General features: G+C 37.6%; 29 protein-coding genes. 10 read left to right on the forward strand and 19 right to left on the reverse strand.

Features of this window, described 5'->3' with window-relative positions; genetic code table 11:
* The first annotated feature begins 1 nt into the window (after nt 1).
* Nucleotides 2-454, forward strand: a complete 453-nt coding sequence (locus FQ204_RS05690; RefSeq protein ID WP_144209707.1) for a DUF1694 domain-containing protein — start codon at nt 2-4, stop codon at nt 452-454.
* A gap of 11 nt (nt 455-465) precedes the next feature.
* Nucleotides 466-789, forward strand: a complete 324-nt coding sequence (locus tag FQ204_RS05695) for a nuclear transport factor 2 family protein (RefSeq protein WP_144209710.1) — start codon at nt 466-468, stop codon at nt 787-789.
* Nucleotides 790-876: 87 nt separating this feature from the next.
* Here FQ204_RS05695 and FQ204_RS05700 read toward each other — a convergent pair whose 3' ends face one another.
* The 5 genes from FQ204_RS05700 to FQ204_RS05720 form a co-directional block, all read right to left on the reverse strand.
* The gene (locus tag FQ204_RS05700; RefSeq protein ID WP_144209713.1) at nt 877-1,626 is read right to left on the reverse strand and encodes a PHP domain-containing protein; all 750 of its coding nucleotides are present in this window, start codon (nt 1,624-1,626) and stop codon (nt 877-879) included.
* 226 nt (nt 1,627-1,852) lie between these two features.
* Nucleotides 1,853-3,046, reverse strand: a complete 1,194-nt coding sequence (locus FQ204_RS05705; protein ID WP_144209716.1) for an MFS transporter — start codon at nt 3,044-3,046, stop codon at nt 1,853-1,855.
* A gap of 111 nt (nt 3,047-3,157) precedes the next feature.
* Nucleotides 3,158-4,504, reverse strand: a complete 1,347-nt coding sequence (gene asnS, locus FQ204_RS05710) for an asparagine--tRNA ligase (protein ID WP_144209719.1) — start codon at nt 4,502-4,504, stop codon at nt 3,158-3,160.
* Between the two features lie 14 nt (nt 4,505-4,518).
* Nucleotides 4,519-5,703 (reverse strand): pyridoxal phosphate-dependent aminotransferase, encoded by a 1,185-nt coding sequence (locus tag FQ204_RS05715; protein WP_144209722.1) that lies wholly within the window; start codon nt 5,701-5,703, stop codon nt 4,519-4,521.
* Nucleotides 5,700-6,188, reverse strand: a complete 489-nt coding sequence (locus FQ204_RS05720) for a DUF5590 domain-containing protein (protein ID WP_144209725.1) — start codon at nt 6,186-6,188, stop codon at nt 5,700-5,702. The genes FQ204_RS05715 and FQ204_RS05720 overlap by 4 nt, the downstream gene beginning before the upstream one ends.
* A gap of 84 nt (nt 6,189-6,272) precedes the next feature.
* Here FQ204_RS05720 and FQ204_RS05725 point away from each other — a divergent pair, with 84 nt between their 5' ends.
* Entirely contained in the window at nt 6,273-6,719 is a 447-nt protein-coding gene (locus FQ204_RS05725) for a MarR family winged helix-turn-helix transcriptional regulator (RefSeq protein ID WP_144209728.1), read from the forward strand.
* 66 nt (nt 6,720-6,785) lie between these two features.
* A complete protein-coding gene (locus tag FQ204_RS05730) occupies nt 6,786-7,337 on the forward strand; it encodes an NADPH-dependent FMN reductase (RefSeq protein ID WP_144209731.1) in 552 nt (183 codons plus the stop codon).
* Between the two features lie 31 nt (nt 7,338-7,368).
* Here FQ204_RS05730 and yaaA read toward each other — a convergent pair whose 3' ends face one another.
* Nucleotides 7,369-8,112, reverse strand: coding sequence for a peroxide stress protein YaaA (gene yaaA / locus FQ204_RS05735; RefSeq protein ID WP_144209734.1), 744 nt, complete (start codon nt 8,110-8,112; stop codon nt 7,369-7,371).
* 113 nt (nt 8,113-8,225) lie between these two features.
* Between yaaA and FQ204_RS05740 the strand changes: the two genes are divergently transcribed.
* Both FQ204_RS05740 and trhA read left to right on the forward strand, forming a co-directional pair.
* Nucleotides 8,226-8,684: a DUF1836 domain-containing protein gene (locus FQ204_RS05740; protein WP_144209737.1), complete on the forward strand. Its 459-nt coding sequence runs from the start codon at nt 8,226-8,228 to the stop codon at nt 8,682-8,684.
* Nucleotides 8,668-9,315: a PAQR family membrane homeostasis protein TrhA gene (gene trhA, locus FQ204_RS05745; RefSeq protein WP_144209740.1), complete on the forward strand. Its 648-nt coding sequence runs from the start codon at nt 8,668-8,670 to the stop codon at nt 9,313-9,315. Before FQ204_RS05740 ends, trhA begins: the two co-directional genes overlap by 17 nt.
* Before the next feature lie 88 nt (nt 9,316-9,403).
* On the opposite strand, the gene FQ204_RS05750 is transcribed toward trhA, so the two are convergent.
* The 8 genes from FQ204_RS05750 to FQ204_RS05785 form a co-directional block, all read right to left on the reverse strand.
* Nucleotides 9,404-10,360 carry an ABC transporter permease gene (locus tag FQ204_RS05750; protein WP_144209743.1) on the reverse strand — a complete coding sequence of 319 codons (957 nt, stop codon included), beginning with the start codon at nt 10,358-10,360 and terminating at the stop codon, nt 9,404-9,406.
* Nucleotide 10,361: 1 nt separating this feature from the next.
* Nucleotides 10,362-11,426 carry an ABC transporter permease gene (locus FQ204_RS05755; RefSeq protein ID WP_144209746.1) on the reverse strand — a complete coding sequence of 355 codons (1,065 nt, stop codon included), beginning with the start codon at nt 11,424-11,426 and terminating at the stop codon, nt 10,362-10,364.
* Entirely contained in the window at nt 11,419-12,954 is a 1,536-nt protein-coding gene (locus tag FQ204_RS05760; protein ID WP_144209749.1) for an ABC transporter ATP-binding protein, read from the reverse strand. Before FQ204_RS05760 ends, FQ204_RS05755 begins: the two co-directional genes overlap by 8 nt.
* A 135-nt stretch (nt 12,955-13,089) precedes the next feature.
* Entirely contained in the window at nt 13,090-14,145 is a 1,056-nt protein-coding gene (locus FQ204_RS05765) for a BMP family protein (protein WP_144209752.1), read from the reverse strand.
* Nucleotides 14,146-14,217: 72 nt separating this feature from the next.
* Nucleotides 14,218-14,607: a cytidine deaminase gene (locus tag FQ204_RS05770; RefSeq protein WP_144209755.1), complete on the reverse strand. Its 390-nt coding sequence runs from the start codon at nt 14,605-14,607 to the stop codon at nt 14,218-14,220.
* Nucleotides 14,594-15,256 (reverse strand): deoxyribose-phosphate aldolase, encoded by a 663-nt coding sequence (gene deoC, locus FQ204_RS05775; protein ID WP_144209759.1) that lies wholly within the window; start codon nt 15,254-15,256, stop codon nt 14,594-14,596. Before deoC ends, FQ204_RS05770 begins: the two co-directional genes overlap by 14 nt.
* Before the next feature lie 18 nt (nt 15,257-15,274).
* Nucleotides 15,275-16,552 carry a pyrimidine-nucleoside phosphorylase gene (locus tag FQ204_RS05780; RefSeq protein ID WP_144209762.1) on the reverse strand — a complete coding sequence of 426 codons (1,278 nt, stop codon included), beginning with the start codon at nt 16,550-16,552 and terminating at the stop codon, nt 15,275-15,277.
* Nucleotides 16,549-17,142, reverse strand: a complete 594-nt coding sequence (locus tag FQ204_RS05785; protein ID WP_144209765.1) for a class I SAM-dependent methyltransferase — start codon at nt 17,140-17,142, stop codon at nt 16,549-16,551. Before FQ204_RS05785 ends, FQ204_RS05780 begins: the two co-directional genes overlap by 4 nt.
* Before the next feature lie 92 nt (nt 17,143-17,234).
* On the opposite strand from FQ204_RS05785, the gene coaA reads away from it, so the two are divergent.
* The 3 genes from coaA (at nt 17,235) to FQ204_RS05800 (ending at nt 19,033) form a co-directional block, all read left to right on the forward strand.
* Nucleotides 17,235-18,155, forward strand: a complete 921-nt coding sequence (coaA, locus tag FQ204_RS05790) for a type I pantothenate kinase (protein ID WP_144209767.1) — start codon at nt 17,235-17,237, stop codon at nt 18,153-18,155.
* A 68-nt stretch (nt 18,156-18,223) separates the two neighbouring features.
* On the forward strand, nt 18,224-18,460 hold the full coding sequence (gene rpsT, locus FQ204_RS05795; RefSeq protein WP_006269392.1) for a 30S ribosomal protein S20: 237 nt from the start codon (nt 18,224-18,226) through the stop codon (nt 18,458-18,460).
* A 63-nt stretch (nt 18,461-18,523) separates the two neighbouring features.
* On the forward strand, nt 18,524-19,033 hold the full coding sequence (locus FQ204_RS05800; RefSeq protein ID WP_144209770.1) for a DNA topology modulation protein: 510 nt from the start codon (nt 18,524-18,526) through the stop codon (nt 19,031-19,033).
* Between the two features lie 47 nt (nt 19,034-19,080).
* Here the strand turns inward: FQ204_RS05800 and FQ204_RS05805 are convergent, their stop codons facing one another.
* Nucleotides 19,081-20,694 (reverse strand): M20/M25/M40 family metallo-hydrolase, encoded by a 1,614-nt coding sequence (locus tag FQ204_RS05805; protein WP_144209773.1) that lies wholly within the window; start codon nt 20,692-20,694, stop codon nt 19,081-19,083.
* Nucleotides 20,695-20,869: 175 nt separating this feature from the next.
* On the opposite strand from FQ204_RS05805, the gene FQ204_RS05810 reads away from it, so the two are divergent.
* Entirely contained in the window at nt 20,870-22,318 is a 1,449-nt protein-coding gene (locus FQ204_RS05810) for an alpha-amylase (RefSeq protein WP_144209776.1), read from the forward strand.
* 230 nt (nt 22,319-22,548) lie between these two features.
* Here the strand turns inward: FQ204_RS05810 and FQ204_RS10495 are convergent, their stop codons facing one another.
* From FQ204_RS10495 to FQ204_RS05825, 4 genes are all read right to left on the reverse strand, one after another.
* The gene (locus tag FQ204_RS10495; RefSeq protein WP_186286796.1) at nt 22,549-22,695 is read right to left on the reverse strand and encodes a hypothetical protein; all 147 of its coding nucleotides are present in this window, start codon (nt 22,693-22,695) and stop codon (nt 22,549-22,551) included.
* Between the two features lie 45 nt (nt 22,696-22,740).
* A complete protein-coding gene (locus FQ204_RS05815) occupies nt 22,741-24,087 on the reverse strand; it encodes a sensor histidine kinase (RefSeq protein ID WP_144209781.1) in 1,347 nt (448 codons plus the stop codon).
* Nucleotides 24,077-24,751, reverse strand: a complete 675-nt coding sequence (locus tag FQ204_RS05820; RefSeq protein ID WP_003024352.1) for a response regulator transcription factor — start codon at nt 24,749-24,751, stop codon at nt 24,077-24,079. Before FQ204_RS05820 ends, FQ204_RS05815 begins: the two co-directional genes overlap by 11 nt.
* Nucleotides 24,752-25,022: 271 nt before the next feature.
* Nucleotides 25,023-25,475, reverse strand: coding sequence for a hypothetical protein (locus FQ204_RS05825; RefSeq protein ID WP_144209784.1), 453 nt, complete (start codon nt 25,473-25,475; stop codon nt 25,023-25,025).
* Nucleotides 25,476-26,095: the final 620 nt, after the last annotated feature.

Genomic DNA, 26,095 nt, shown 5'->3' on the forward strand with positions numbered 1-26,095 from the left:
TATGACAGATATAAACAAAACAATAATGGAAAAATCTCAAGGGGGATTAAAATTAAATCCCGATGAGCAAAGAAAATTTTTAGAAACATTTGAAGAACGGGTCATTGCAGAATGTAGTATTGATGAAGCTAACAGCACTCCCATCCACAACCATTTTAAAGAAATTTTACAAAAGATTATCTTGGACTATCAGCCTATAACTGTGAAAATATCTCCTGAGGTCACCAGTCAATATCAAATTTTTTACTTAAAAATAGCAAAAGATCTTGGCTGCAAAGCAACGATCGTGTCTAGTAACTGCAAGAATTCTCCATTTGGCTTGGTCATTCATAGTGATCATCCAGTAGAAATAGCTGAAAAAGAAATTGCTGATCAATTTTCTGGACTTTTTCAAACAGATTCACCCCAAAAAGCAGAAAAGAAACCTTCTTTTTGGAGAAAGTTGTTTCATTAAAGGGCTCATTGATGACAAATTTAGAAAAACTAACCTTATTCTTTCAAGCAGAAAATCAAAGAGATTGGAAAACTTACCAAAATTTTTTACATCCTGAAATTATCTGGGAATTGCACGGGCGAGAAGTTTCAACCATTCATGGAATAGACGATTATCTTCTGAAGATTCAGCAAGCCTATCATCATAGTAACGTTCAATTTTCCTGCTTGCATACTTTTTCAACTAATGAAAATCGGATTGTTACTATTCTCAAAAATGATTTTGGTCAACTATCCTGTGATATTTTCGAGTTTGAAAATGGTTTAATTATCAGAGAATATGAATATTTGTTATGACGCTTCCATGTCCGACAACTACTACACCTTGCAATCTAAAACAAATATAATCGGAGGTTAAGAACTTTTTGTTCTAACCCCCCTTTTTTATAGTAACATTCCTTCGTCTATGCCAAATTCCGTTAGGATTTGCTGGATTCGGTCGAAATTCAAGCGAAAATGTTCTAACGTATGAGCATCAGAGCCAACAGAATACTTTGTTCCTCCCAATTCTTTCACCAAAGATAGAGCATAGATGTAAATATCTTCATGATTGTAGAGATACATAGACTTGCCATTCAGTTCAAATGCTAAGTCGTAATCTATCATTTTTTGAAAAAGGGTGCGGAGTTGAGGTTCAAAGTTTTTCAATTCTTCAACCGTCACATTGAACTTGCGAAAACCATAGTCAAAATGAGCCAAAACATCAGCTAGAATACTTTCAATAGCTTCTTCCATTTCTTTAAAGTAAGCTGGAATCACTTTCATTTTATCAGATTGCAAAGCAGGTTCTTCTAAGTAATCGAACTTCCCATTATGGTGAACAGACAACAGTTTTAAATCATAATTTTTATTTTCTAAGAAAGCTAAAATATCTTTCTTTCGTGGTCTATAATAGCCAATCTCAATCCCTTTTTTGATTCGATTTCCGTATTTCCGATTGAGAGCAGCTATTTTTCTAGAATAAGACTCATAATCAGGAATATCATCATGAGGAGAGCCTGCATCATACGGATAGGGATTAGACAAATCCAGATGTTCACTCGTCACGATTTCACCGTCGTAATGTTCCAAATAATCTCTGAAATCAGCATCTGAATCGTAAGAAAAGTAAGTATGAAGATGATTATCGCGCACAATGTTTTCCTCCTATCATTTCTATAAAACTAAGGAATTATATAGCAGTTTATACTAACTACAATATATATATTATTTTTAAACAAAATTTTCATAAATTTGATAATTTTATTTTGTAGTTGTGTAAACAAGGATATAGTTTTCTTTATTATTTCATAAGCAGTAACAACTGTTGCATTCATTAAAAATTAGATACAATTCACTCCTGCAGATAATAAATAATGGACTAATTTTTGATTGATTTCAATTGTTTACGAATCATTTGGAAAACAATCACTAAAAGCGGCGTTAGTAAGATAAGGACTAACCCTAATCCAATAAAAGTCTGATCAAAGCCAAAACTGTCAATCAGCCAACCAACAATTGGAAAAATGATAATCATGCTGAAACTGAACATCATTGAAGCAATACTTAACATGGTCGCTCTGGCTGAACTTGGTAAATACTGTTGCAAGTCATTGTAAAATATTGGTTGATACATGGCATACAAAGTATTTGTCGTCAAATAAACAAGGATATATATAAATGGCGTCCCCAAAAATGACAGCACATAAGCCATTCCTGTTAAACTGACAACTACTGGAAAAATCCGAAAAGAATGCCATGTTTTCCCAATCTTACTAGCAATAGAAACTGCCAAAATATTTAAGACACTGCCAATCAACATAACTGTCGAAATTTGCCATCCAGCTAAATTCGGTAATTGTTTTTGATAGTAAAAATAAAACATACACATCATTGTTCCAACGAATTGAAAAGTCATCATCCACGTAAAAAGACTGGGATTACTTTTCATTTCTTCTTTTACCGTCAGGATTATTTTCTTCATCGTGACCACTTCATCAGTTTTCCTTTTAAGCGTTGGTTCTTTTATGAACCAAATCAGGATTAAAACAATAATAGAAACTGCAATCATGATATAATAAGTAATATACAAATATCCATGTACAAATAATCCAGCTAACACCGTTCCTAAAGAAATTGCTGCTTCTGAAACGCCTGACATCAAGCTTGATATTTTCAAATAACGATCTTTTAAGTCCGCTTCTATAGCGGAGTCATATAACAGTGCAGAGCTCGTTCCTGAATCAAAATTGTAGGACAAAGCATTGGCCATCATTGCGATTGCATATATCCAAAAGTTTCCTTGCCCTATCAACATTAAAACAGATGATAAAATGCCTGCCGAACGGCTTAAATACAGATTGGTTTTATAAGAAAATCGATCTGCCAACATGCCTGACGGAATTTCAAAAATGACGCCAGTTGCATGAAATATACTTTCTAAAAGTCCAATTTGCAGTAAAGACATTCCATTTTGACTGAGAAATAAAATCCAAAAACTTGTAATACCCAAAAATCCTAAAAACTCCACTCCAGCCATGAGAGGAATATTTCTTTTATAACTTCTCCTAAACATACTTTTTCCTTTATCAAGAAGAAACTGAACTTTCTGTTCAATTTTCTTACTTGCTCATTTTTCATAATCTTTTAATTTTTAAAAAAACGCCAATCGGCGTTTTTACATTTCCTAAGGTTCAATTCTGTGGAGCATACGTGGGAATGGAATGGCTTCACGGATGTGTTTCGTTCCTGCAACAAATGTCACCATACGTTCCAAACCAAGTCCAAATCCAGCATGCGGTACAGATCCATATTTACGAAGGTCAAGGTAGAAAGCATAATCATCGGGATTTAAACCATTTTCTTCAATCTTCGTTAATAATGTTTCATAATTTTCTTCACGAGCAGAACCACCAATGATTTCTCCATAGCCTTCTGGTGCTAAAAGATCTGCACAAAGAACACGTTCTTCATTTCCAGGAACAGGTTTCATATAGAAAGCCTTAAAGCTAGCAGGGTAGTTCACAACGAACGTTGGCACACCAAAATAGTTTGAAATCCAAGTTTCATGCGGTGAACCGAAATCATCCCCTCGTTCGATATGCTCGTACTCTGCATTTTCATCATTCTCATGTTCTTGTAAAAGGTCAATTACTTCATCGTAAGAAATACGTTTGAAGGGTTCTGCCACGTATTTTTTAAGAAGATCAGTATCACGTTCCAACACTTCAAGCGCATGTGGTGCACGATCCAGAACTCCTTGAATCAAAGCCTTCACATAAGCCTCTTGAAGATCAAGCGACTCGTCATGAGTGACGAAGGGATATTCCGCATCCATCATCCAGAATTCTGTCAAGTGGCGCCGTGTTTTAGACTTTTCAGCACGGAAAACAGGACCGAAGTCAAATACACGACCAAGTGCCATAGCACCTGCTTCTAAGTAAAGTTGCCCAGATTGACTTAGAAAGGCAGGAGTTCCAAAATAATCTGTTTCAAAAAGCTCTGTGGAATCTTCCGCTGCATTTCCTGATAAAATCGGACTATCAAATTTGATAAAGCCATTGCGGTCAAAAAATTCATAGGAAGCATAGATAATCGCGTTGCGAATTTGCATAATTGCCATTTGCTTGCGTGAACGCAGCCATAAGTGGCGGTGGTCCATCAAAAAGTCTGTTCCGTGCTCCTTTGGTGTGATAGGATAATCATTAGACTCTCCAACAATTTCAATATCCGTCACGTCTAATTCATATCCAAATTTTGAACGCTCATCTTCTTTGACGATCCCTTTTACCAAAACAGATGTTTCTTGGTTCAAGTGTTTGATGATATTAAATTTATTCAAACCCTCTTCTTCGCCAAATTTTTCAAGGAAATTTGGCTTGAAAGCCACAGCTTGGAAAAAGGCAGTCCCGTCGCGCAATTGCAGAAAAGCAATCTTTCCTTTTCCTGATTTATTGGCAACCCAAGCACCTATCGTCACTTCTTCTCCGACATGATTTTTAACATCAATAATTGAAGTATATTTTGTTGACACGTTTTTTCTCTTTTCTATTTTATTTTTTTCATAAATTGGTGAAGACGTTTAATCGCTTCTTTTAAAGTATCCATATCCGTCGCATAACTAAGACGAACATTCTCTGGCGCACCAAAGCCAGCACCTGTTACAAGAGCGACACCTACTTCTTCTAGAATTGCTGTTGTAAACTCTGTCACATCTGAATAGCCTTTCATTTCCATTGCTTTTTTTACATTTGGAAAGAGGTAAAAAGCTCCTTGCGGTTTCACCACTTCAAAACCAGGAACCTCTGCAAGCAAAGGATAAATGATATTGAGACGTTCTTCAAAAGCCTGACGCATGGCTTCAACAGTATCTTGAGGACCCTTTAAAGCTTCAATTGCCGCATATTGAGAAGCAGCAGTTGGATTAGAAGTCGTTTGTCCAGCCACTTTACTCATCGCTGCAATGATTTCAGGTTCTCCAACAGCATAACCAAGTCTCCAACCAGTCATCGAATACGACTTAGATACACCATTGATAACAATTGTTTGCTTGCGAATAGCTTCAGACAGACTCGAAATCGGTGTAAATTCATTTCCATTGTAAACCAAGCGACCATAAATATCATCTGCCAAAATGAGAATATCATGCTCTACAGCCCAATTACCTATCGCTAATAACTCTTCAGCAGTATAAATCATTCCCGTTGGATTAGAAGGAGAATTGAGCACCAAAACTTTCGTTTTCTCTGTCCGAGCAGCCTCTAATTGCTCAACGGTCACTTTGAAATGATTTGCTTCCGTCGCTTGAACAAAAACTGGTATCCCTTCTGCCATCTTAATCTGGTCGCCATAACTAACCCAACACGGTGCCGGAATAATCGCTTCATCACCTGGATTGATGACACTCATAAAAAAGGTGTAAAGGGAGAACTTTGCACCCGTTGCAACAGTCACTTGACTTGGTTTAATCGTATAACCATAGTATTTTGCAAAATAAGCTACAATTGCTTCCTTTAATTCAGGCAAACCACTAGTAACCGTATAAAAGCTAGCTCTACCGTCTTTTATTGCAGAGATAGCTGCATCTTGAATATTCTTCGGAGTAGGAAAATCTGGCTCTCCCAAAGTCAGCGAAAGGATATCACGCCCTTGTGCTTTTAAAGCTTTTGCGCGCGCTGCTGCTGCTAAGGTTACACTTTCTTCCATATTTAAAACACGATTTGATAATATCATAGCCCCTCCTTACTGAGTAACCCTCCCGTTTCAAATCCGACATTGTAATAAGTTGTTTCGGATTTAATTTCCCAGATTGGCTGCTCATTTATATAGCCAAATGTTACTTTATCAATTTGTTTGGCGCCACTATCTCGAGCGATTTTTTCTGCTTTTTCTTGACTAATTCCTTTAGACAACTCATAAGTATAGATTTTATCACTATCAGCTTCTATCAAAACAGCAAGCTGTGTCTTTTTACGATTCTTCCCCAAAAGACTATAATAACTCTTTTTGCCGTTATAGATAGCAAAGCGATCCACTTCATCCAAATCTGCGTATTCGCGAGCGATTTTGCTAGCTGTTTCCTTAGCAGATTGATAAGGAGTCATAGATAGATTTAAAATGTAAAGAAAAGAAAAAGTGAGAACGGCTAAAACTATCACACTTCCGATAATATATTGCCAAATAACGAAAATTTTATCATTTTTTCTTCTATTTTTCACTCGTCCATTATACTATAAATAAGGATTTTTTTCTATCTTTTTCTAAAATTTGATTTTATTACTACTTATTGATAAAATACAGATATGGACAAACTAACAAATCTTTTACAGGAAAATCGTCTTGATTTAAAAACAATGAGTGTTTTAAATAAAGCAATTCGCACCATTCGGCATTTTGAAAGCCAAGCAGCAAAACAACACAATCTGACTCCCACTCAATTTTCAGTCTTAGAAACTCTTTATAGCAAAGGGAACTTACGCATTCAAGACTTAATTGATAAAATGCTTGCTACATCTGGAAATATGACTGTTGTCATAAAAAATATGATACGAAATGGCTGGATTTTTCGAACCTGTGATCCATCTGATCGGCGTTCTTTTTTAGTCGGATTGACCCCAGAAGGACGTAGCAAAATTGAAACGGTGCTCCCAGAGCATATTCAAAATATCCAGCAAGGATTAAGGATTTTAACAGAGCAAGATAAAGAAGATTTGATTCGGATTTTAAAAAAATTTAAAAATTTGAGCTAATTTCTTGCTAACTAGTGATATTTGTTGTAACATAAACAGGTACAAAAGAAAAGGAGAGTGACTTATATGTCTAAAAAAGTACTATTTATCGTCGGGTCTCTTCGTCAAGGCTCATTCAATCATCAATTAGCTACTCAGGCTGAAAACATTCTTGCTGACAAAGCTGAAGTTTCTTATCTTGATTTCAAAGATGTTCCATTTTTCAACCAAGATATTGAAAGCCCAGCTCCTGCTGCTGTTGCCAAAGCTCGCGAAGAAATTCTTGCCGCTGACGCTGTCTGGATTTTCTCCCCAACTTATAACTGGGCAATCCCAGGAGTCGTAAAAAATCTTTTAGACTGGCTATCACGTGCTCTTGATCTTTCAGAGCCTGCTGGACCTTCTGCTCTCAACGAAAAGCTTGTAACAGTTTCCTCTGTAGCAAATGGAACTTCTCCAGATGAAGTTTTCAAACATTATCGCAGCCTCCTTCCATTTATTCGCATGAATGTCGTTGAACCATTCACTGGTGTTGCTGTGAACCCAGAAGCATGGGGAACTGGTCAATTGACAGTTTCTGAAGAAAAGCAAGCTGAACTCGCAGCCCAAGCTGAAGCATTATTAGCAGCGATTAACTAAAAATAACCCAAAACGGAATGACGCTTTTATATCATTCCGTTTTTTGTTTATTTTCCTTGACAAAGACATAAGTATCTATGGTGGATAAATCTTCTCGCAAGGCAAAGCCTGCAAATTGCAATTGCTTGATTTCTTCTTTCGTTGTTATTTGATTTTCAATTAAGGCAGTTAAAAATTGACCACGAGCCTTTTTAGAAATAGTTGAGTGAACTTTCAAACTCCCTTCTCTGTCTTCTAAAAATTTAAACCGAAGCATCTTATCGCGTATAGATTTGGAAAACACTGTCTCAAACTCACTTGATAGCAGAGATAAAATCATTTCCTCGTCTGAAATAGCTGCATCATAATCATTGCGCCAATAATTTTTCAGGCTTTTGCCTGAAATAGTGCATTTCGCTAAAAAATCCAATCGATGAGGTGAAATCAATGCCATAGCTGGCATAATACCATATAGACTAGAGGTGATGAACAAATGGTTGTCTATATACCTCGACTCTTTCTCCGTTAAATCCCTTCTTTTGATGTTTCGATACATAAGACCATCAAATAAATGCAAAGCTGGATAAGTCAAGGCCTGCTCATTTTTTAATTGTTGAAGATGAATGTACTCTTCTTCTGCTCGTTCCAGACTAATATGATAGAAATGCGCTAATTCTTCAATAGAATACTGTGACAGACTAGCTACAATTGTTTTTGTTTGCTCCGAAAGAAAACATTTCCCCTGAGGTTTAAGGCTAAGATTCATTTCCTTTGCAGTTGGAATTAAAATTTTCATAATCTTATTGTATCAAAAGTTATTTTGCAGAACAACTGATTTTTCTCTTGACATTAGACATTTGTTATCATATAATCTAGTTATAAAGACCAGATAAGAAAGAGGTGAATATTTTGGAAATCACAAAATTCCCAACTTGGGAAGAATTACCTGACTTGGATCTCTATCTTGATCAGGTTCTCCTTTATGTGAATGGTGTAAACGAACAAGCCTTTCATGGCACAGATAAATCCTTAACCGCTGCTATGGTTAATAACTATGTGAAACACGCTCACATCCCGAAGCCAATTAAGAAAAAATACAATCGCGTACAAATTGCTCGTTTGATTGTATTGACGACGTTAAAACCTGTCTTTCCAATACCGGATATTATCAAGACGATTCAGCTTTTGGTAAACGAAAAGGATTCTGCTACTCTCTATAATGAATTTGTCTATTGTATGCGAGAAGAAAAAGCAGACAATACTGCACTTGCTATTGAAGCAGCTTGTCAAACAGTGAAATTATTTCATCAAACGAAAGATCTTGCTTTATCCTTGGAAAGGAGGACAAAAGATGAACCAAACCTTTAAACTTAGCAAGCGACTAAGCTTTGTAGAGGAAATCGCCAATGCAGTTACTCATGCTGTCGGCGCTGTCATCATGCTGGTTTTACTTCCCATCTCAGCCATTTACAGCTATGAAGAGCATGGTGTACTTGCCGCTGTCGGAGTTTCAATTTTTGTCATCAGTTTATTTCTGATGTTTCTTTCCTCAACGATTTACCATTCAATGAGTTACGGTTCCACTCATAAGTATATCTTACGAATTATCGACCATTCAATGATTTATATCGCTATTGCTGGAAGTTACACACCAGTCGTACTATCTCTCATGAACAATTGGCTGGGCTACCTTATCATCACAATTCAATGGGGAACGACCATTTTTGGTATTTTGTATAAAATATTTGCTAAAAAAGTTAATGAAAAATTCAGCTTAGCACTTTATCTTATTATGGGTTGGTTAGTGATTCTGATTATTCCGCAAATCATTGGTCAAACGGGACCTATTTTCTGGGGCTTGATGTTAGCTGGAGGACTCTGCTACACGGTTGGTGCAGGATTTTATGCCAAGAAAAAACCATATTTCCACATGATTTGGCACCTCTTTATCCTAGCTGCATCTGCACTTCAATACCTTGCTATTGTCTATTTTATGTAAGTAACTTTAAAAACAACTATTCGTAGAATGATTGTTGTAGAAAAAAAGCCAAGCTACTTTGAACAGTAACTTGGCTTTTTGCAATAAATTATTTGGATTTGATATAATTAACACCATCTGCTTTTGGTGCAACAGCTTTTCCAAAGAATGCTGCTAATACAACAATGGTTAATACATACGGTGCAATTTGCAAATAAACTGCTGGTACGTGTGATAAGAATGGCAATTGACTTCCGATAACAGCCAAACTTTGAGATAGTCCAAAGAAGAGACTTGAAAGCATGGCACCAATTGGATTCCATTTACCAAAGATCATCGCAGCTAGTGAGATGAAGCCTGGTCCGATAATCGTTGTCGCAGCAAAGTTTACTGAGATAGACTGCGCATAAATCGCACCACCGACACCGCCAAGGAAACCTGAAATCATCACACCGTAATAACGCATGAGATAAACATTGATTCCCAATGTATCAGCCGCTTGTGGATGCTCCCCTACAGAACGTAAACGAAGCCCAAATTTCGTCTTAAACATAATGAACCAAGCTAGAAAGGCAAATGCTACTGCAATATATCCCATTAAACTGGTATGTTTAAAGAAGATATCTCCAATGACAGGAATATCTGATAATAATGGAAAATTAAATTTACCAAATGATACTTGAATATTATCAGTTTGTCCTTTGTTATAAAAAGCTTTTACCAAGAAAATTGCTAATGCAGGTGCCATCAAATTGAGCACTGTACCACTAACAACATGGTCCGCACGGAAATTGATAGTCGCTACAGCATGGATGAGTGAGAAGATTAGACCCACAATACCACCGACTAAAAGTGAAAGCCAAGGAGTCAAATTTCCAAAAGTATTGACAAAGGTAAGATTAAAGACAACTCCTGAGAAAGCTCCCATAACCATAATACCTTCAAGTCCGACATTGACAACTCCGGCATGTTCGGAGAATGCACCGCCAATACTTGTAAAGATTAAAGGCGCTGCATAAATGAGCATAGAGGAAACTAACAGACTTAACATTGTTACAAAATTCATCTTATTTTCCTCCCTTTACTTTTGCTTGTTTTCTTGGTTTGATAAAGTGTTCAATGATATAATGAATACTTACGAAGAAAATGATAGACGCTGTTACAATATTGACCAACTCAGCTGGAATCGTTGCGGTATTCATACCTGGGGCTCCGACTTGAAGCACAGCAAATAAGAAAGCTGCAAAGAGAATACCAATTGGTGAGTTATTTGCAAGTAGGCTGACAGCCATACCATTAAAGCCGACAGCGAGAGAACTTCCTTGTACATAGACATTTTGGAAAGTTCCAAGCCCTTCAACAACACCCCCGACACCAGCAAGGGCACCCGAGATAATCATTGAAAGAATAATCGTCCGTTTAGCAGACATACCTGCATATTCACTCGCATTTGGATTTAAGCCGACAGAGCGGATTTCAAATCCAAGTGTTGTTTTTTTCAACATAAACCAGATCAGAGCAACGGCAATGATTGCAAAGAAGATTCCAATATTCATCCGTGAATTATTTGTCAGTGCTCGCAACCATTCTGTTTGATAGGTTGCATTGGCTCCAACTTTAACACTTGAGTCAATACTTTGCATAACACTCTTTGGGAGACTATGAATCATTGCATTTCCAACATAAAGAACAATGTAGTTCATCATAATGGTCACAATAACTTCACTCGTTCCCAAATAAGCACGAAGAATACCAGGAATAGCACCGATAATTCCGCCAGCTACTGCTGCAATGACAACCGTCGCAAGAATCATAATAGGACGTGGAAGGTTAGGAAAAGAAAGTGCAAACCAGCCACTCAAAATCCAACCAGCTAAAGCTTGCCCTGGCAAGCCGACATTAAAGAAGCCAGCCCGACTTGCTACTGCAAATCCAAGAGCAATTAAAATAAGTGGACCCATTGCTCGGAAAATTTCACCAATGCTTCGAACAGTACCAAAGGCAGCTTTGAACAGTTCCTCATAGCCCCAGATAGCATCATAGCCAAAAATCCACATGATGATGGCACCGAGTAAAATCCCAAGAACAACTGAAATCAAAGGCACCGCAATTTGCTGTGTTTTCTTAGTCATTTGAATCTCCCTTCTTAATTTCACCACCAGCCATCAAGATACCCAGCTCTTGCTTATTAGTTTCTGCTGGAGTAACAATACCTTGAATCTTACCATCATGGATAACAGCGATACGGTCTGAAACATTCAGAATTTCATCTAGTTCAAAGCTGACAACAAGTACTGCTTTACCTTTATCACGTTCTTCAATCAAACGTTTGTGAATGTATTCAATCGCTCCAACGTCCAATCCACGAGTTGGTTGGCTAACGATTAAAAGATCAGGATTACGATCTATTTCTCGAGCAATAATGGCTTTTTGTTGATTTCCTCCTGAAAGAGCAGATGCTGGAACCGTTTCACTTGCGGCACGAACATCAAATTCATCCATTAGCTTGCGCGCATAAGACGTGATATTGTTGTAATTTAAGATTCCATTTTTGCTTAATGGCTCCTTATAATAGGTTTGTAGAGCCATGTTTTCAGAAAGCATCATATCCAAAACTAAGCCATCGCGATGTCGATCTTCTGGAACATGACTAACTTGCATTTCGGTAATCTTCCTTGGAGAGAGACCCATGACTTCTTTGCCTTTTATAGTAATGCTTCCTGATTTTACCTTCCGAAGACCTGTGATTGCTTGGATTAGTTCGCTTTGTCCATTGCCATCAATCCCAGCGATTCCGACAATCTCACCAGCTCGCACATCTAAAGACAAATTTTTAACAGCAGGCACACCACGATTTTCATTAACGACCAAATCTTTAATGGATAGAATAACTTCTTTAGGGTTTGAAGCCTCTTTTTCAGTTGTAAAGGATACTGAACGCCCGACCATCATTTCGGCAAGATCTTTATTCGTTGCTCCGCCAATCTCAACGGTTTGAATACTCTTACCACGACGGATAACGGTAACACGATCTGAAACAGCACGAATTTCATCCAATTTGTGCGTAATCAAAATGATGGATTTTCCTTCTTTAACTAGATTTTTCATGATATGTTCTAGTTCTTCAATTTCTGAAGGAGTTAATACTGCTGTTGGTTCGTCAAAAATCAAGATATCTGCGCCACGATACAATGTTTTCAAAATTTCAACACGCTGTTGTGCACCAACTGAAATATCTTCGACTTTTGCAGTCGGATCTACAGCTAGACCATATTTTTCAGATAGTTCCTTGATGTCTTTGATTGCCTTTCGAATATCTAAGACACCATTTTTGGTCGTTTCACTACCCAAGATGATATTTTCAGCAACCGTAAAAGCCTCTACCAACATGAAATGCTGGTGAACCATCCCGATTCCTAAAGATGCTGATTTCGACGGAGAATCAATTGTCACTGATTTTCCATTCACAGTAATCTCACCACTTGTTGGCTCAAGCAATCCAGCCAACATATTCATCAGAGTGGATTTTCCCGCTCCGTTTTCTCCTAAAAGTGCATGAATTTCACCGCGTCTTAAATTAAGGTTGATTTTATCATTTGCGACAAATTCACCAAAAATTTTGGTTATTTCATGCATTTCAATGACATTCTCATGTGCCATATGATTGATTCCTTTCAGAAATTATTTTATTTCAGTAAAACTCACTAAAAGATTAGTCAGCTTTACTGAGACAAAAGTTGTCTCAATCTCAAAAAAGCGACCCACGAAGGTCGCTTCTTGAGTGTCATGTTTTATTTATTCTGTAGGTACTTTAATGCTTCCGTCAAGGATTTTTGCTTTTGCATCTTCGACAGCTTTTTTAGCATCATCTGATAAGTTCTTAGTTGTCAAATCTACTCCACCGTCTTTAAGACCGTAAGTTGTAGTTTTTCCTCCTGGGAATTTATCTTTTGCTGTTTTGTTAGCAATATCTTTTACAGTACCACCAACTTGTTTTAAAGTAGATGCCAAAACAAAGTTAGATTCTTTGCCGTCTTTAGATTTGTATTTACCTTCATCGTTTTGGTCACGGTCAACACCGATAACCCAAACTTTTTCAGATTCATTTCTAGTTTCGTTGATAGATTTTGCTTCGTTGAATACACCAGCACCAGTACCACCAGCTACTTGATAAACAACGTCTGCACCAGCTGCATATTGAGCTGCTGCGATAGTTTTACCTTTAGAAGCATCACCAAAGCTTTCAGCATATTTCACATCAATCTTAATAGATGGATCAACAGATTTCACACCTGCTTCAAAACCTTTTTCAAAACGCGTCAAAACAGCGCCTTTGATACCACCAACAAAACCAATCATCTTAGTTTTAGTTGTTTTTGCAGCAGCTACACCTGCAAGGTAAGCGGCTTCGTTATCAGCAAAGAGTGCAGATGCTACATTCTTTTGACCTTTGATTTCATCGTCAATGATAACATAGTTAATATCAGAGTGATCCTTTGCAGCAGCTTCTACTGCATTACGAAGAGCAAATCCGATACCAAATACTAATTTGTAGTCGCTAGAAGCGGCTTGTTCCAAGTTGTTTGCATACTCAGATTCGTTAGTAGATTGGAAATAAGTAAATCCATGGTCTTTTGTTAAACCATTTTCTTTACCCCAAGCTTGCAAACCTTCCCAAGCTGATTGGTTAAATGATTTATCATCCACACCACCTGTATCTGTAATGATTGCAGCTTTTAAATCTGTCTTTGCATCTTTATTATCTGATTTAGATGCACGGTTACCACATGCAGCAAGTCCGAATGCTGCGACAGCTACTAGACCAAGGCCTAGCCATTGTTTCTTGTTCATTTCTGAACCTCCTAAATAAGATGTGCAACAAGGTTGCAAAATTAACTTTGGTCAACTGACCATTTTTACCAACTAATCCAAGTTAGTAAAAGAATACGGAAGTAATTCCTTGACCGTCATCACGACCGTCGATTTATCTTTGGCAACAAGTGTCACCTTTAAATCCTGAGAAAAAAATTCTGCCATTACTTGACGACAAGCTCCACACGGAGAAACGGGTTTTTGGGTTTCACCATAAACGATTAGTTCCTCAAACTCCGTAATGCCTTCTGAAATAGCTTTAAAAATAGCTGTACGTTCTCCACAATTTGTCAAACCAAAACTAGCATTTTCAATGTTTACGCCTGTAAAAATCTGACCATTTTTAGCTACTAGTACGGCTCCAATTGGAAAATGAGAATAAGGAACGTAAGCTTTTTTACTTGTCTCAATCGCTAGATCAATCAACTCAGTAGTCGCCACTAGCTTTTTCTCCTTTCATAATGGCTACACCAGAAGAAGCTCCGATACGCGTTGCACCTGCTTCGATAAATGCAACTGCATCTTCATACGAACGAGCTCCGCCTGAAGCTTTGACTCCCATATCTGGACCAACTGTTTTTCTCATCAACGCCACATCATGAACAGTAGCTCCTCCAGTTGAAAATCCAGTTGAGGTTTTCACAAAGTCTGCACCAGCTGCTTTAGCCAATTGACACGCTACAACTTTTTCTTCATCTGTCAACAAGCAAGCTTCAATAATTACTTTTACAAGTGTATCACCACTTGCTTCTACTACTGCTGCAATGTCTTCTTCTACCAAAACCAGATTTTGGGATTTCAAAGCACCGATATTGATAACCATATCTACCTCGTCCGCTCCATTTTTGATAGCATCTTTTGCTTCAAAAGCTTTCACAGCTGGTGTATTTGCTCCCAAAGGGAAGCCAATAACGGTACAAACTTTGACATCTGTATCACGTAATCCTTCTGCTGCAAAGCCTACCCAAGTTGGATTGACACAAACACTTGCAAAATCATATTCTCTTGCTTCTTCAATCAATTTTTCAATTTGCTCTTGTTGAGCATCTGGTTTCAAAAGCGTATGATCTATGTATTTATTTAACTTCATTTTCGGTTCTCCTGTAAGTTAAGCGATTACTTCAATAATCTCTTGAACTTTTTTGGGTTCATTACTCATTTTAACATTTTTTTTAAATTCTGTAACTAGTTCTTGTGAAATTTTTTCATTTGCATAAATTTTTGCGACAATTTCACCAATTTTGAGCGATTCTCCGACTTTCTTTTCAAAAACAATTCCTGTTTCAAAGTCTAAGGCATCCGTTTTCACCGCTCGGCCTGCACCTAGCCGCATAGCAAATAAACCAAATTCCATAGCTGGCAATTCAGAAATATAACCTGCTTCATCCGCAGTCACTTCCACAACATATTTTGCTGAAGAAGGGCGGTACAAATCTTCTAAATCGCCACCTTGCGCCTTAACCATGGCTTCAAATTTTTGAAGAGCTGAACCATCAAATAAATGTTCTCGAACTTCGTCCACCGTTTTTTCAATATTCGCTAAGCCAAGCATGATTTGACCCAATTCACAAATAAATTCTGTCACATCTTCCCGACCTTTTCCTTGCAAAATATCCAAGGCTTCAAGGATTTCTAATCGATTACCAATGCTAGTTCCCAGAGGCTGACTCATATCAGTGATAACAGCTGTCGTCCTACGTCCAACTGCCTTTCCTAAATCAACCATGGTCCGAGCTAAAGCACGTGCATCTTCTATATTTTTCATAAATGCACCTTCACCAACTGTCACGTCTAGCAAAATACTATCCGCACCAGCGGCGATTTTCTTGCTCATAACGGAACTTGCAATCAAAGGAATGGTATCAACGGTCGCTGTTACATCACGCAACGCATAAAGTAATTTATCAGCTTTCACCAACTGATCTGACTGACCAATAACGGACAATCCGATGTCTTGTACCTGCTTAATAAATTCTTCTTGGCTGCGCTCAATCTGAAATCCTTTAATGGATTCTAATTTGTCAAGTGTTCCTCCTGTATGACCAAGTCCACGACCGCTCATTTTAGCAACGGGCACACCAAAACTAGCTACCAAAGGCACCAGTACAAGCGTTACCTTGTCGCCCACGCCTCCGGTCGAATGCTTATCAACCTTGATTCCCGAAATAGCCGACAAATCAATTTGCTGACCTGTCCCTACCATAGTCATCGTCAAATCAGAAATCTCGCGAGTGCTCATACCTTTAAAATATACTGCCATTGCAAAAGCCGACATTTGATAATCTGGCACAGTTCCGGCAACATATCCTTCAATTAACCACTTGATTTCATCGCTGGTTAATTCTAAGCCGTCCCGCTTTTTCTGAATAACATCAACTGCCCTCATATTTCCTTCCTACTTCTAAGGATATAATATCCCTTATCTTTTTTTAGAATTTCGCAGTTTCCGAATACATCTTCCATCTTAGCTTTTGCACTTGGTGCCCCTTGTTTTTTTTGAATCACAATCGTCAAGTCGCCCCCGTCTAGTAAGTGCGCATAGCTTCCTGCAATCACCTCATGAACGACCTGTTTACCAGCTCGAATTGGTGGATTGCTGATAACGTGATGAAATCTCCCTTCTACATTTTGATAAAGATTAGATTGAAAAATCGTAGCTAGAACTTGATTGCGCTCAGCATTTTGACGAGCTAAATCAAGAGCACGCTGATTTATATCAACAAGGATCGCTTCAACTTCTTTAGCCTTGACTAAAGTAAGTCCTAGTGTTCCATAGCCACAACCAACATCTAATACGCTTTCTTGCTTATGAAAATTAAGGCACCTTAAAAGAGCTTGACTGCCATAATCAATCATTTTCTTACTAAAGACGCCTGCATCAGTCAAGAAAGTCATATTTTGCCCCAGAAGTTGAACCTTCAATTCGTGAATATCATGTTCTGCATCTGGATTTTCTGCGAAATACATTTTAGTCATAAAACTATTTTAACATAAAGACCTTTTATTTGTAAACCGTTTACAATTTTATCAAAAATATGTTATACTATTTGTCAACTATAGGAGTAAATATGACGAACGAATTTATCCATTTTGAAAAAATTAGTCGAAAAACTTGGCAAAATCTGCATCGTAAAACAACCCCGCCTTTGACACAAAAAGAGTTGAATTCTATCAAAAGTTTCAATGATAAGATCAGTCTTCAAGATGTGACAGATGTTTATCTGCCCTTGACCAATCTCATCCAGATTTATAAGCGTTCAAAAGAAGATTTGGCATTCTCAAAAGGGATTTTTTTGCAGAAAGAAAGCAAGCGCCAACCATTTATTATCGGTGTCTCTGGAAGTGTTGCTGTTGGAAAATCTACTACCAGTCGGCTGTTGCAAATACTTTTATCTCGGACATTTTCAAATGCAACCGTTGAATTGGTAACAACTGACGGATTTCTTTATCCAAATACTCACTTACAAGAGCAAAATCTTCTCAAGCGTAAAGGCTTTCCAGAAAGTTATAACATGGAGCTGCTGCTTGATTTTCTTGACAATATCAAAAATGGACAGAACTACCAAATTCCCGTTTATTCACATGAAATTTATGATATTGTTCCAGACGAAAAACAGTCTGTTACGGCTGCAGATTTTGTCATCGTTGAAGGTATCAATGTTTTCCAAAATCCACAAAATGAACGCCTCTATATGACGGATTTCTTTGATTTTTCGATTTACGTGGATGCAGAAGTTGAAAATATCGAAACTTGGTATCTGGACCGCTTTAAAAAATTGCTCACTTTAGCAAAAGAAGATCCAAATAACTATTATCATCCTTTTACTTCTCAGCCAGAAAACAAAGTTATGGAATTTGCTCAAAATGTCTGGAAATCTATTAACCTTGTCAATTTACAGGATTATATTGAACCAACACGCAACCGAGCTGAAATTATTCTTCATAAGACAGAAAATCATGAGATTGATGAAATTTACTTAAAAAAATAAAAAGGCTTGTCAAATCTCAACTTTTCATATATAATTAGATAGTTAGTATATCATTGGAGGTGAAAACATTGGCAAATATTAAATCAGCTATCAAACGCGCTGAATTAAACGTTAAACAAAACGAAAAAAACTCAGCTCAAAAATCAGCTATGCGTTCTGCAATTAAAGCATTTGAAGCAAACCCTTCTGAAGAACTTTTCCGCGCTGCAAGCTCAGCTATCGATAAAGCAGAAACTAAAGGTTTGATCCACAAAAACAAAGCGAGCCGCGATAAAGCACGTCTTGCTACAAAACTTGCAAAATAATCTGCATAACGTAAAAAGAGCTCAAAGGAGCTTTTTTTGTTGCTGAAAATAGAAAGGCTATATATGAAAATTGCAATCATTGGTTATTCTGGGTCAGGAAAATCTACTTTAGCGACCAAATTAGCCCAGTATTACTCTATTCCAAAATTGCATTTAGACACACTACAATTTTTACCCAATTGGGAAATGAGTGACCGAAGCTGGATGCAAGAGCAAGTTAAGATTTTTTTAGAAACCAAAGAAAGCTGGGTAATAGACGGAAACTATAGCTCCTGCTACTATGAAGAGAGAATGGAGCAAGCAGACCAAATTATCTTTTTAAATTTCTCGCGTTGGAGCTGTCTTTTACGGGCTGCAAAGCGTTATTCCAAGAACAGAGGTAAGGTCAGAGACAGTATAGCACAAGGCTGTCCTGAAAAGTTTGATTGGGAATTTATCCGCTGGATTTTACATGACGGACGAACGATGAACATTCGGAAACGATATGAAAAACTTCAAAAAATGTACTCTTATAAATGGATAATCCTTCACAATCAAAAAGAACTAGATAACTTTTTAGCGCAATTTTCATAAAAAACAAGAGCTATATTCAAATCAGTTAAGAATATAGCTCTTGTTTTTTATTTTTTAATGCTGTCAATATGTTCTAGCAAATATAACAGAAATTGAGGAATCGTCTCCAACATATCCTTTTCATAGACGCGTTCTGTCAACTGATGTAAATCTTTTCCCCGGGGTCCCAGATTGATGCCGGGGACATTGATGTCCTGAATTTTCTCAAAATCAATCGAATATAAATGTTCAGGGACAGTCATACTCTCGATAATTTTCTGATATTCTTCAACAGATTTTTCTAAAGCACAGTAACTAATATCACAAATTCCCATAAAGAACTCTTCTACTGCGAGACGACCAGTCTCTGTGTCAGATAAGTATCCACTATAAAGTGCAATGAGTTTTTCAATATCAACCACGCTATTTTTCAGATGCCGGCAATTCATAGAAGGATAATAAGGCGGTGCAATAGCCAGCACAACAACTGCTTCCTTTTTATCATAGAAATCTAATACCTTTTGAATAGTTGCAATGGTTATTTCTTGATAGCTTGAGCCCGCTTGAAATGCTTTATAAGCAGATTGGTCTACCTTGTGCATGAATTCTTCAAATCCAGCCTTCTTTTGACATAACTGTATTAACTCTTCATAAGTCAATACATGAGGTTTTGTGACTTTTTTATCCTCTTTATAAGTCACCTGCAAAGCCTGATAACGCTCATAAAATTCATCAACAGCTTCGTGACAAAGTTGTTGAATCGTCGTCATTAGCTCTTTTGGACTTTTATCTAAATAAAGAACACTAAAATAAGCTGCTGCTCTGAGAACAGTTGACACATCATAATTTTCCTTCAAATCACGCATGTAAGACCACGAAGGCAAAGGAGCTTGCTCTCCATAAATCGAATCCGACAAAAGGGGATTGAGATCAATTTTTTCCACTACTTTTGCTAGAAGCGATACAGCATTGATACCTTTGAGAGGTTCTTTCATGTGGGAAAGAATACCCTGCGTAACCACGACAGGCATCATTTTTCCAACTGTTCCAACATGCAGTACTTTTTCTTGAGCTGAAGGACTTTCAAATGGTTCCGAGTCAATAGCCAAGATATAATTCAGATGAAATTTATTCTTCAAATCGGAAAGCAAACCTATAGCAGCTCGCATTCCCTGAGAATAGGATTCCTCATCTCCAACTGATAAATAAAGAAGATTCACTTCTCCTTCTGCTTTGCTCGCATATTCTGCTACTACTCCCAATTGCAAAGCCAACGCTGCTTTCATATCACATGACCCGCGACCAAACTGCCATTCGTTAGAAACTATATCTTCTAACACATCTTGACCCAGTGAAGAACTCGCTAAAGCTTTTTTCAAAGCAAGATTATCAAAAGCAATTTCTTTTAAATTGCCAAAGTCCTCGATATCAACTGTATCATGGTGGTGAAACAAAATCACTGTATCTGCACAAGGACGTTTTACCAAAGCCCAATTCACACTACGATGAAAAAGATCATCCGAAATCTGATAGGTGCCAAAGTAATCCGAATGCTCCTGAAAATACGGCAGACTGCCAATATATTGATTGAGAAAATTTTCAATATTTCTTTCCGAATCCGTATGCGTGAAACTCTCAATCGCCATGCTCTTATCAAAAATATCTTGAATTCTATTTTTCATCAACGGCTCCTTCAACTTTTTATAAAAATAGCTCACTAGCCTTATTATATACCTTCAAAATAACAGTTTCAATCTATTTTCACCTTCTAATTTTATAAATTTTACGCAAACGTTTGCGTTGAGGGGATTATTTTGATAAAATAATAGCCAACAAGACAAGAAAGAGGTATCTCGTATGAAAAATCAAACATTGATGCAATATTTTGAATGGTATCTGCCAAATGACGGACAACATTGGAATCGCTTGGCAAAAGACGCTCCACATCTAGCTTCTAAAGGTATCCGCAGAGTTTGGATGCCACCTGCTTTCAAAGCAACTAGTTCTAACGATGTCGGCTATGGCATTTATGACTTATTTGACTTGGGCGAATTTGACCAAAAAGGAACCGTTCGGACAAAGTATGGCTTTAAGGAAGACTATTTGAACGCAATCAAGGCACTCAAAGAAAATGGAATTGAACCCATTGCAGATGTCGTTTTAAATCACAAGGCAGCAGCGGATTACAAAGAACGATTTACTGTTATTGAAGTTGACCCAAATGATCGTACAGTCGCACTCTCTAAACCTTTTGAAATTACAGGTTGGACCAAGTTCACTTTCCCTGGTCGCCATAAAAAATACAATGATTTTGAATGGCATTGGTACCACTTCACTGGGACGGATTATGATGCTAAACGAAATCAATCAGGAATTTATCTCATTCAAGGGGATAATAAGGGCTGGGCAGATGATGACTTGGTTGATAATGAAAATGGCAATTTTGACTATCTCATGTATGCTGACCTTGATTTTAAGCATCCAGAAGTCATTCAAAACCTTTATGATTGGGCAGATTGGTTTATCGAAACGACCGGCATTCATGGCTTTAGACTGGACGCTATCAAGCATATCGACTCTTTCTTTATGGGAAATTTTATCCGCGACATTATGACGAAGTATGGAGAAGACTTCTATGTCTTTGGAGAGTTTTGGAATGGTGATGAAACTGCAAATAACGATTATTTAGGAAGTATTGACTATCGTTTTGATCTCGTAGATGTCAAACTGCACCACAATTTATTTGATGCTAGCCGCGCTGGGGCGGATTATGATTTGCGAAATATTTTTGAACAAACGCTTGTCAAAAATCATCCTAAATCGGCTGTTACTTTTGTCGATAATCACGACACACAACGTGGACAAGCGCTGGAATCAACTGTTGAAGAATGGTTTAAACCTGCTGCTTACGCTCTCATTTTGTTGCGTGAAGCCGGTCTGCCTTGCGTTTTCTATGGCGACTACTATGGTATCAAAGGCGAATTCGCTCAAGATAGCTTCCAAACAGTTCTTGATAAATTACTAGATATTCGCCTCAACTTAGCCTATGGCGAACAGAAAGATTATTTTGACGACGAGCATTGCATTGCTTGGACCCGTTCAGGCAAAGACAACGAACAGCCGATTGCTGTCATCTTAACAAACGATCAAGCGACTTCAAAACGCATGTATGTCGGCAAAAATTGGGCTGGTAAGAAATTCAAAGATTACTTAGGAAACAGCACTTCAACCGTGACAATCAAAAAAGACGGCTGGGCAGATTTCCCAGTTGCAGAAAAGTCAGTTAGTGTTTGGTCTGTGCAATAAATAAGGAACAACAGCGAGATTGAAACCCAAATTCGTTCTCTCTGTCGATTAGGGCGACGAAGCAAACCGAAAGTTGGGAGTCTTGTCCGCCCGGCTGACAGCATAAACTAAAAGTCAGGCACTCTGTCCGCTCGGCTGACGACATAAACTAAAAGTCAGGCAGTCTGTCCGCCTGGCTGACAGCATAAACCAAAAGTCAGGCAACTCGTCCGCCCGGCTGACGGTATAAACTAAAAGTTAGACAACTCGTCCGCTTGGCTGACGAAAGTAATGACATCCCAGCCGCAACCATTCAACTCTGCTTTTAAAAAAGATAAAAACACGAACAGAGCAAGATAGCCAACAACTAATTCTGACTTTGTTCGTGTTTTTCTCATCTTCCGAAACAACCTTCTCTACGGATATTTGGGGTTATTCCTGACTTATTTCTTCTTTTTATTGTCCGTTCTAATGGCAATCTTCACCTCAAAAATGGTTCCTTTCGGCTTATTATCTTTCACCGTAATGGTTCCTTTAAGGGCTTCTGTGATTTGCTTTGCAAGCGACAAGCCTAGACCAAAACCACCTGTCTGCCGAGTCCGTGCTTTATCAACACGATAAAAACGATCAAAAATCTTTTTCTTATCTGCCGTACTAATCCCCGGACCATTATCTGAAACCTTTAAAAACAAATTTCGATCATTTGCAGAAATTGTCAATTCAATCAAACCGTCTTCATCTGTATATTTCAGAGCGTTGTCAAACAGAATCGTCATCAATTGCTTCAGCAAGGTCTTGTCTGTTTTAATCATACGGTGAATCCTATTGTCAAATCGGAAAGTTTTCCCATTTTCTGCGGCAACCATTTCATAGTTGGTAAAGGTCGTATTAAAGAAATTTGGCTCGACATCGCCAATTTCTGGCTTAATCCCATCGTCACGCCGTGCTAGATTGAGCAGATTTGTCGTCAACATTTTCATGTTCCGCACTTCATCCAAACTAGAAGCAATGCTTTCGCTTGATTCCATAATGGTGGCTTCTGGTTTTCTAAACAAAGTCTCCAAACGATTTTGCAAAACAGCTAGAGGTGTGCGCAATTCATGACTGGCATTTTCGACAAAACTCTTTTGCTTTTGAATACTCTCCAACAAAGGTTTGACACTAACCCGCGCGAGATAGACGCTGGCAATCAGAGAAATTCCCCAGAAACTAATCATCACCACGACTATTAACTGCTCATGATTTTGACTAGTTTGTTCCAACTGACTGATATTGATAAAGACCGCTGCGTATTTGACATTGGTTTCAAAATTTGGGATTTTCACTTCAAATAAAATCATCCGATAGGTTTCTTGTCGACCATAGTTGCTTTTTACCTGAATTTGTCGAATGCGATCCAATTGCTTGCTATTGAAGGAAAGTTTATTAAGCCCCAAAAAATTATTGCTTGTAATGATTGGCTTATAATTCTTATCAAATAAAATAACTTCTGTATTAGCACTCACATTTGGTTTATCCGCCAGCTCTTTGTCATCTGTTTCGGCTTTAGGTTCTTCAGTTTCTGACTTTTGCTCCAACCCTACTTTTCGAGCAAGCGCCAAGTTAATTACAGAAGCCGAATCTTGACTTAAACTCTTCAAGTTATTATCGACCGTTGTATAAAGGCTTGAGCGCATCACCTGAATGATAATCAAGGTCATAGCTGAGAAAATGAGAGTAAAAATACCAAAATTGCGAATGAAATAAGAAAAATCATCCGCATACCATGTTTTTTTCAGTTTATTCAGCATCTTTTAAAATATATCCGACGCTGCGAAGCGTTTGAAGATTGTTCGCAAAGGTCGTCCCTTTCAATTTTTTCCGGATTTTTGAGACATAAACTTCTACAACTGAAATCGTTGTATCACTATCAAATCCCCACAAGCGGTCGAAAATCTGCGTCTTCGGTAGAATGACATTTTGATTTTGCAAGAAATAAACTAACAAATCAAATTCTTTTCCGAGCAATTCTACTTCATTTCCATCTACAAGTGTAGTGTTAGTTGATAAATTGACAGTGACATCACCATAAGAAAGGGTGTTTTCATTGAACTTTCCAGAACGTTTCAAGAGAGCTTGAATCCGCATTTTTAACTCTTCCAAATAAAATGGTTTAGTCAAATAATCATCAGCCCCTAGCTCAAATCCATGTCCTTTATCATTCAAACTTTCTTTGGCTGTCATAATCAATACTGGCGTTGTCACACCTTTTTCACGCAATTCTTTCAATACTTGGAAGCCGTCTTTTTCTGGCAACATCAAATCAAGTAAGATAAGGTCATATACGCCACTCTCAGCCTCGTACAATCCTTCCTCACCGTCAAAAACTTGCATGACATCTGCAAAATCATCTAAAAAATCAAATACTGAATTAGATAGACCGAGGTCGTCTTCTACTAATAGAATCTTAATCATACGCTTTTCCTTCTAAAATACAAGTCTGGAACAAAAGTCCCTAGTTTCAAAATTCGTTATGCACGAAACTAACGACACAGTAGTTGATTGCTCAAAACAATGCTCTGAACCTTGCAGGAATAAGACTACGAACTAAACATTTTTAATGTTTGGTTCTGCCCCGCTCCCTTCATCATGAACCAAGTAATGCTTTCGCATTGTCTTGCCAAAAATCAAATCTACTAACTTTCTATTGTTCTGATTCTATTATATCATGACTTTCTCTGAAACATTAAGAATTTGTTGTATTTGAATCATTATTTTCTGTCGTACTACTATTCTTATCTGATTTAGTCGAACCGTCAGCATTTGATGGAGCTTTTTTCTTTGAGTTACTACCGTTTCCTGATCCATTTTGGCTATTACTATTATCACTTTGGTCGTCATTTTGTTGGGGTGGCATTCCATTTGGACCGCCTTGGCTATTTCCGTTTTGTCCTCCTGGAGGCATTCCCGGACCACCTTGATTTGGGTTCCCCTGTTGCTGGTTATTCTGTGCCTGAGTTGTCGTACTTGTCTGTACTTTTGCTTGCTGATTGAGTGCGTTTGTTGCCAAAGAACCAATACCTAGCCCACCGAGAAGACCAACAGCGAGTGACCCGCTTGCTACAACAGTCATCCACCGTTTCGTACTTTTTTCCACTACAATCATCTTCTCTTTTCTACTTGCATTCTCTTGTTTCATTCTTGTCAAATTCCTTCTTTCTATTTTTTAAGCGTTCAGAGACTGTACTACAAAGAGCATTGTAACAATTAGACCCTTTATTCCAAGGTTCATCAGACAAATATACTTAACTTTGATTTTTTCATCTCATCACGTCCTTTCTTTTAAATGGAACTATCATATCCACTTTTTCTTAAAAGTGACTGAATTTTTTCTTAAAAGAAGCTAAAAATAAAGAAAGTAAGTAGTAAAATAATACAGAAATTATAGAAATAAAAAAACTAAATCCAACAAACAGTTACGATTTAGTCTGGAAGATTATCGCTTGAAATGTGTCCTAGAAAAAGTCTCTTTTCTCAAAAGAACGACCCAAGTTCCATTTTATTTTCAAGCAAAGTTGCTATTTCTTTAGGCTTTTCTATATACAATGAATGACTACAGCCTATCATTTCTATGAGATTTAGAAACTTCGGGATAGTCTGTACAGCCCTCTTTTTCCAAATTGGCGTTTCATAGTTTATTTCTGGAATAAACAAAATTACATTTTTATTTTTGATAAATTGCAAGAATAAGTGCAACATTTACTCTAACTCATCCACTAGAGCTTCATAAGCAGTTCTGTAAGCTAAACATTTTCGTGG

This window comes from Streptococcus constellatus (assembly GCF_902167705.1).
Classification (GTDB): domain Bacteria; phylum Bacillota; class Bacilli; order Lactobacillales; family Streptococcaceae; genus Streptococcus; species Streptococcus constellatus_A.

Bases quoted from the DNA above. Each gene is read 5' to 3' on its own strand.
- FQ204_RS05690 (WP_144209707.1), top strand. From the start codon at position 2: ATGACAGATATAAACAAAACAATAATGGAAAAATCTCAAGGGGGATTA.
- FQ204_RS05695 (WP_144209710.1), top strand. From the start codon at position 466: ATGACAAATTTAGAAAAACTAACCTTATTCTTTCAAGCAGAAAATCAA.
- FQ204_RS05705 (WP_144209716.1), bottom strand. From the start codon at position 3,046: ATGTTTAGGAGAAGTTATAAAAGAAATATTCCTCTCATGGCTGGAGTG.
- FQ204_RS05715 (WP_144209722.1), bottom strand. From the start codon at position 5,703: ATGATATTATCAAATCGTGTTTTAAATATGGAAGAAAGTGTAACCTTA.
- FQ204_RS05725 (WP_144209728.1), top strand. From the start codon at position 6,273: ATGGACAAACTAACAAATCTTTTACAGGAAAATCGTCTTGATTTAAAA.
- FQ204_RS05730 (WP_144209731.1), top strand. From the start codon at position 6,786: ATGTCTAAAAAAGTACTATTTATCGTCGGGTCTCTTCGTCAAGGCTCA.
- yaaA (WP_144209734.1), bottom strand. From the start codon at position 8,112: ATGAAAATTTTAATTCCAACTGCAAAGGAAATGAATCTTAGCCTTAAA.
- trhA (WP_144209740.1), top strand. From the start codon at position 8,668: ATGAACCAAACCTTTAAACTTAGCAAGCGACTAAGCTTTGTAGAGGAA.
- FQ204_RS05750 (WP_144209743.1), bottom strand. From the start codon at position 10,360: ATGAATTTTGTAACAATGTTAAGTCTGTTAGTTTCCTCTATGCTCATT.
- FQ204_RS05755 (WP_144209746.1), bottom strand. From the start codon at position 11,426: ATGACTAAGAAAACACAGCAAATTGCGGTGCCTTTGATTTCAGTTGTT.
- FQ204_RS05760 (WP_144209749.1), bottom strand. From the start codon at position 12,954: ATGGCACATGAGAATGTCATTGAAATGCATGAAATAACCAAAATTTTT.
- FQ204_RS05765 (WP_144209752.1), bottom strand. From the start codon at position 14,145: ATGAACAAGAAACAATGGCTAGGCCTTGGTCTAGTAGCTGTCGCAGCA.
- deoC (WP_144209759.1), bottom strand. From the start codon at position 15,256: ATGAAGTTAAATAAATACATAGATCATACGCTTTTGAAACCAGATGCT.
- FQ204_RS05780 (WP_144209762.1), bottom strand. From the start codon at position 16,552: ATGAGGGCAGTTGATGTTATTCAGAAAAAGCGGGACGGCTTAGAATTA.
- FQ204_RS05785 (WP_144209765.1), bottom strand. From the start codon at position 17,142: ATGACTAAAATGTATTTCGCAGAAAATCCAGATGCAGAACATGATATT.
- coaA (WP_144209767.1), top strand. From the start codon at position 17,235: ATGACGAACGAATTTATCCATTTTGAAAAAATTAGTCGAAAAACTTGG.
- FQ204_RS05800 (WP_144209770.1), top strand. From the start codon at position 18,524: ATGAAAATTGCAATCATTGGTTATTCTGGGTCAGGAAAATCTACTTTA.
- FQ204_RS05805 (WP_144209773.1), bottom strand. From the start codon at position 20,694: ATGAAAAATAGAATTCAAGATATTTTTGATAAGAGCATGGCGATTGAG.
- FQ204_RS05810 (WP_144209776.1), top strand. From the start codon at position 20,870: ATGAAAAATCAAACATTGATGCAATATTTTGAATGGTATCTGCCAAAT.
- FQ204_RS10495 (WP_186286796.1), bottom strand. From the start codon at position 22,695: ATGAGAAAAACACGAACAAAGTCAGAATTAGTTGTTGGCTATCTTGCT.
- FQ204_RS05815 (WP_144209781.1), bottom strand. From the start codon at position 24,087: ATGCTGAATAAACTGAAAAAAACATGGTATGCGGATGATTTTTCTTAT.
- FQ204_RS05820 (WP_003024352.1), bottom strand. From the start codon at position 24,751: ATGATTAAGATTCTATTAGTAGAAGACGACCTCGGTCTATCTAATTCA.
- FQ204_RS05825 (WP_144209784.1), bottom strand. From the start codon at position 25,475: ATGAAACAAGAGAATGCAAGTAGAAAAGAGAAGATGATTGTAGTGGAA.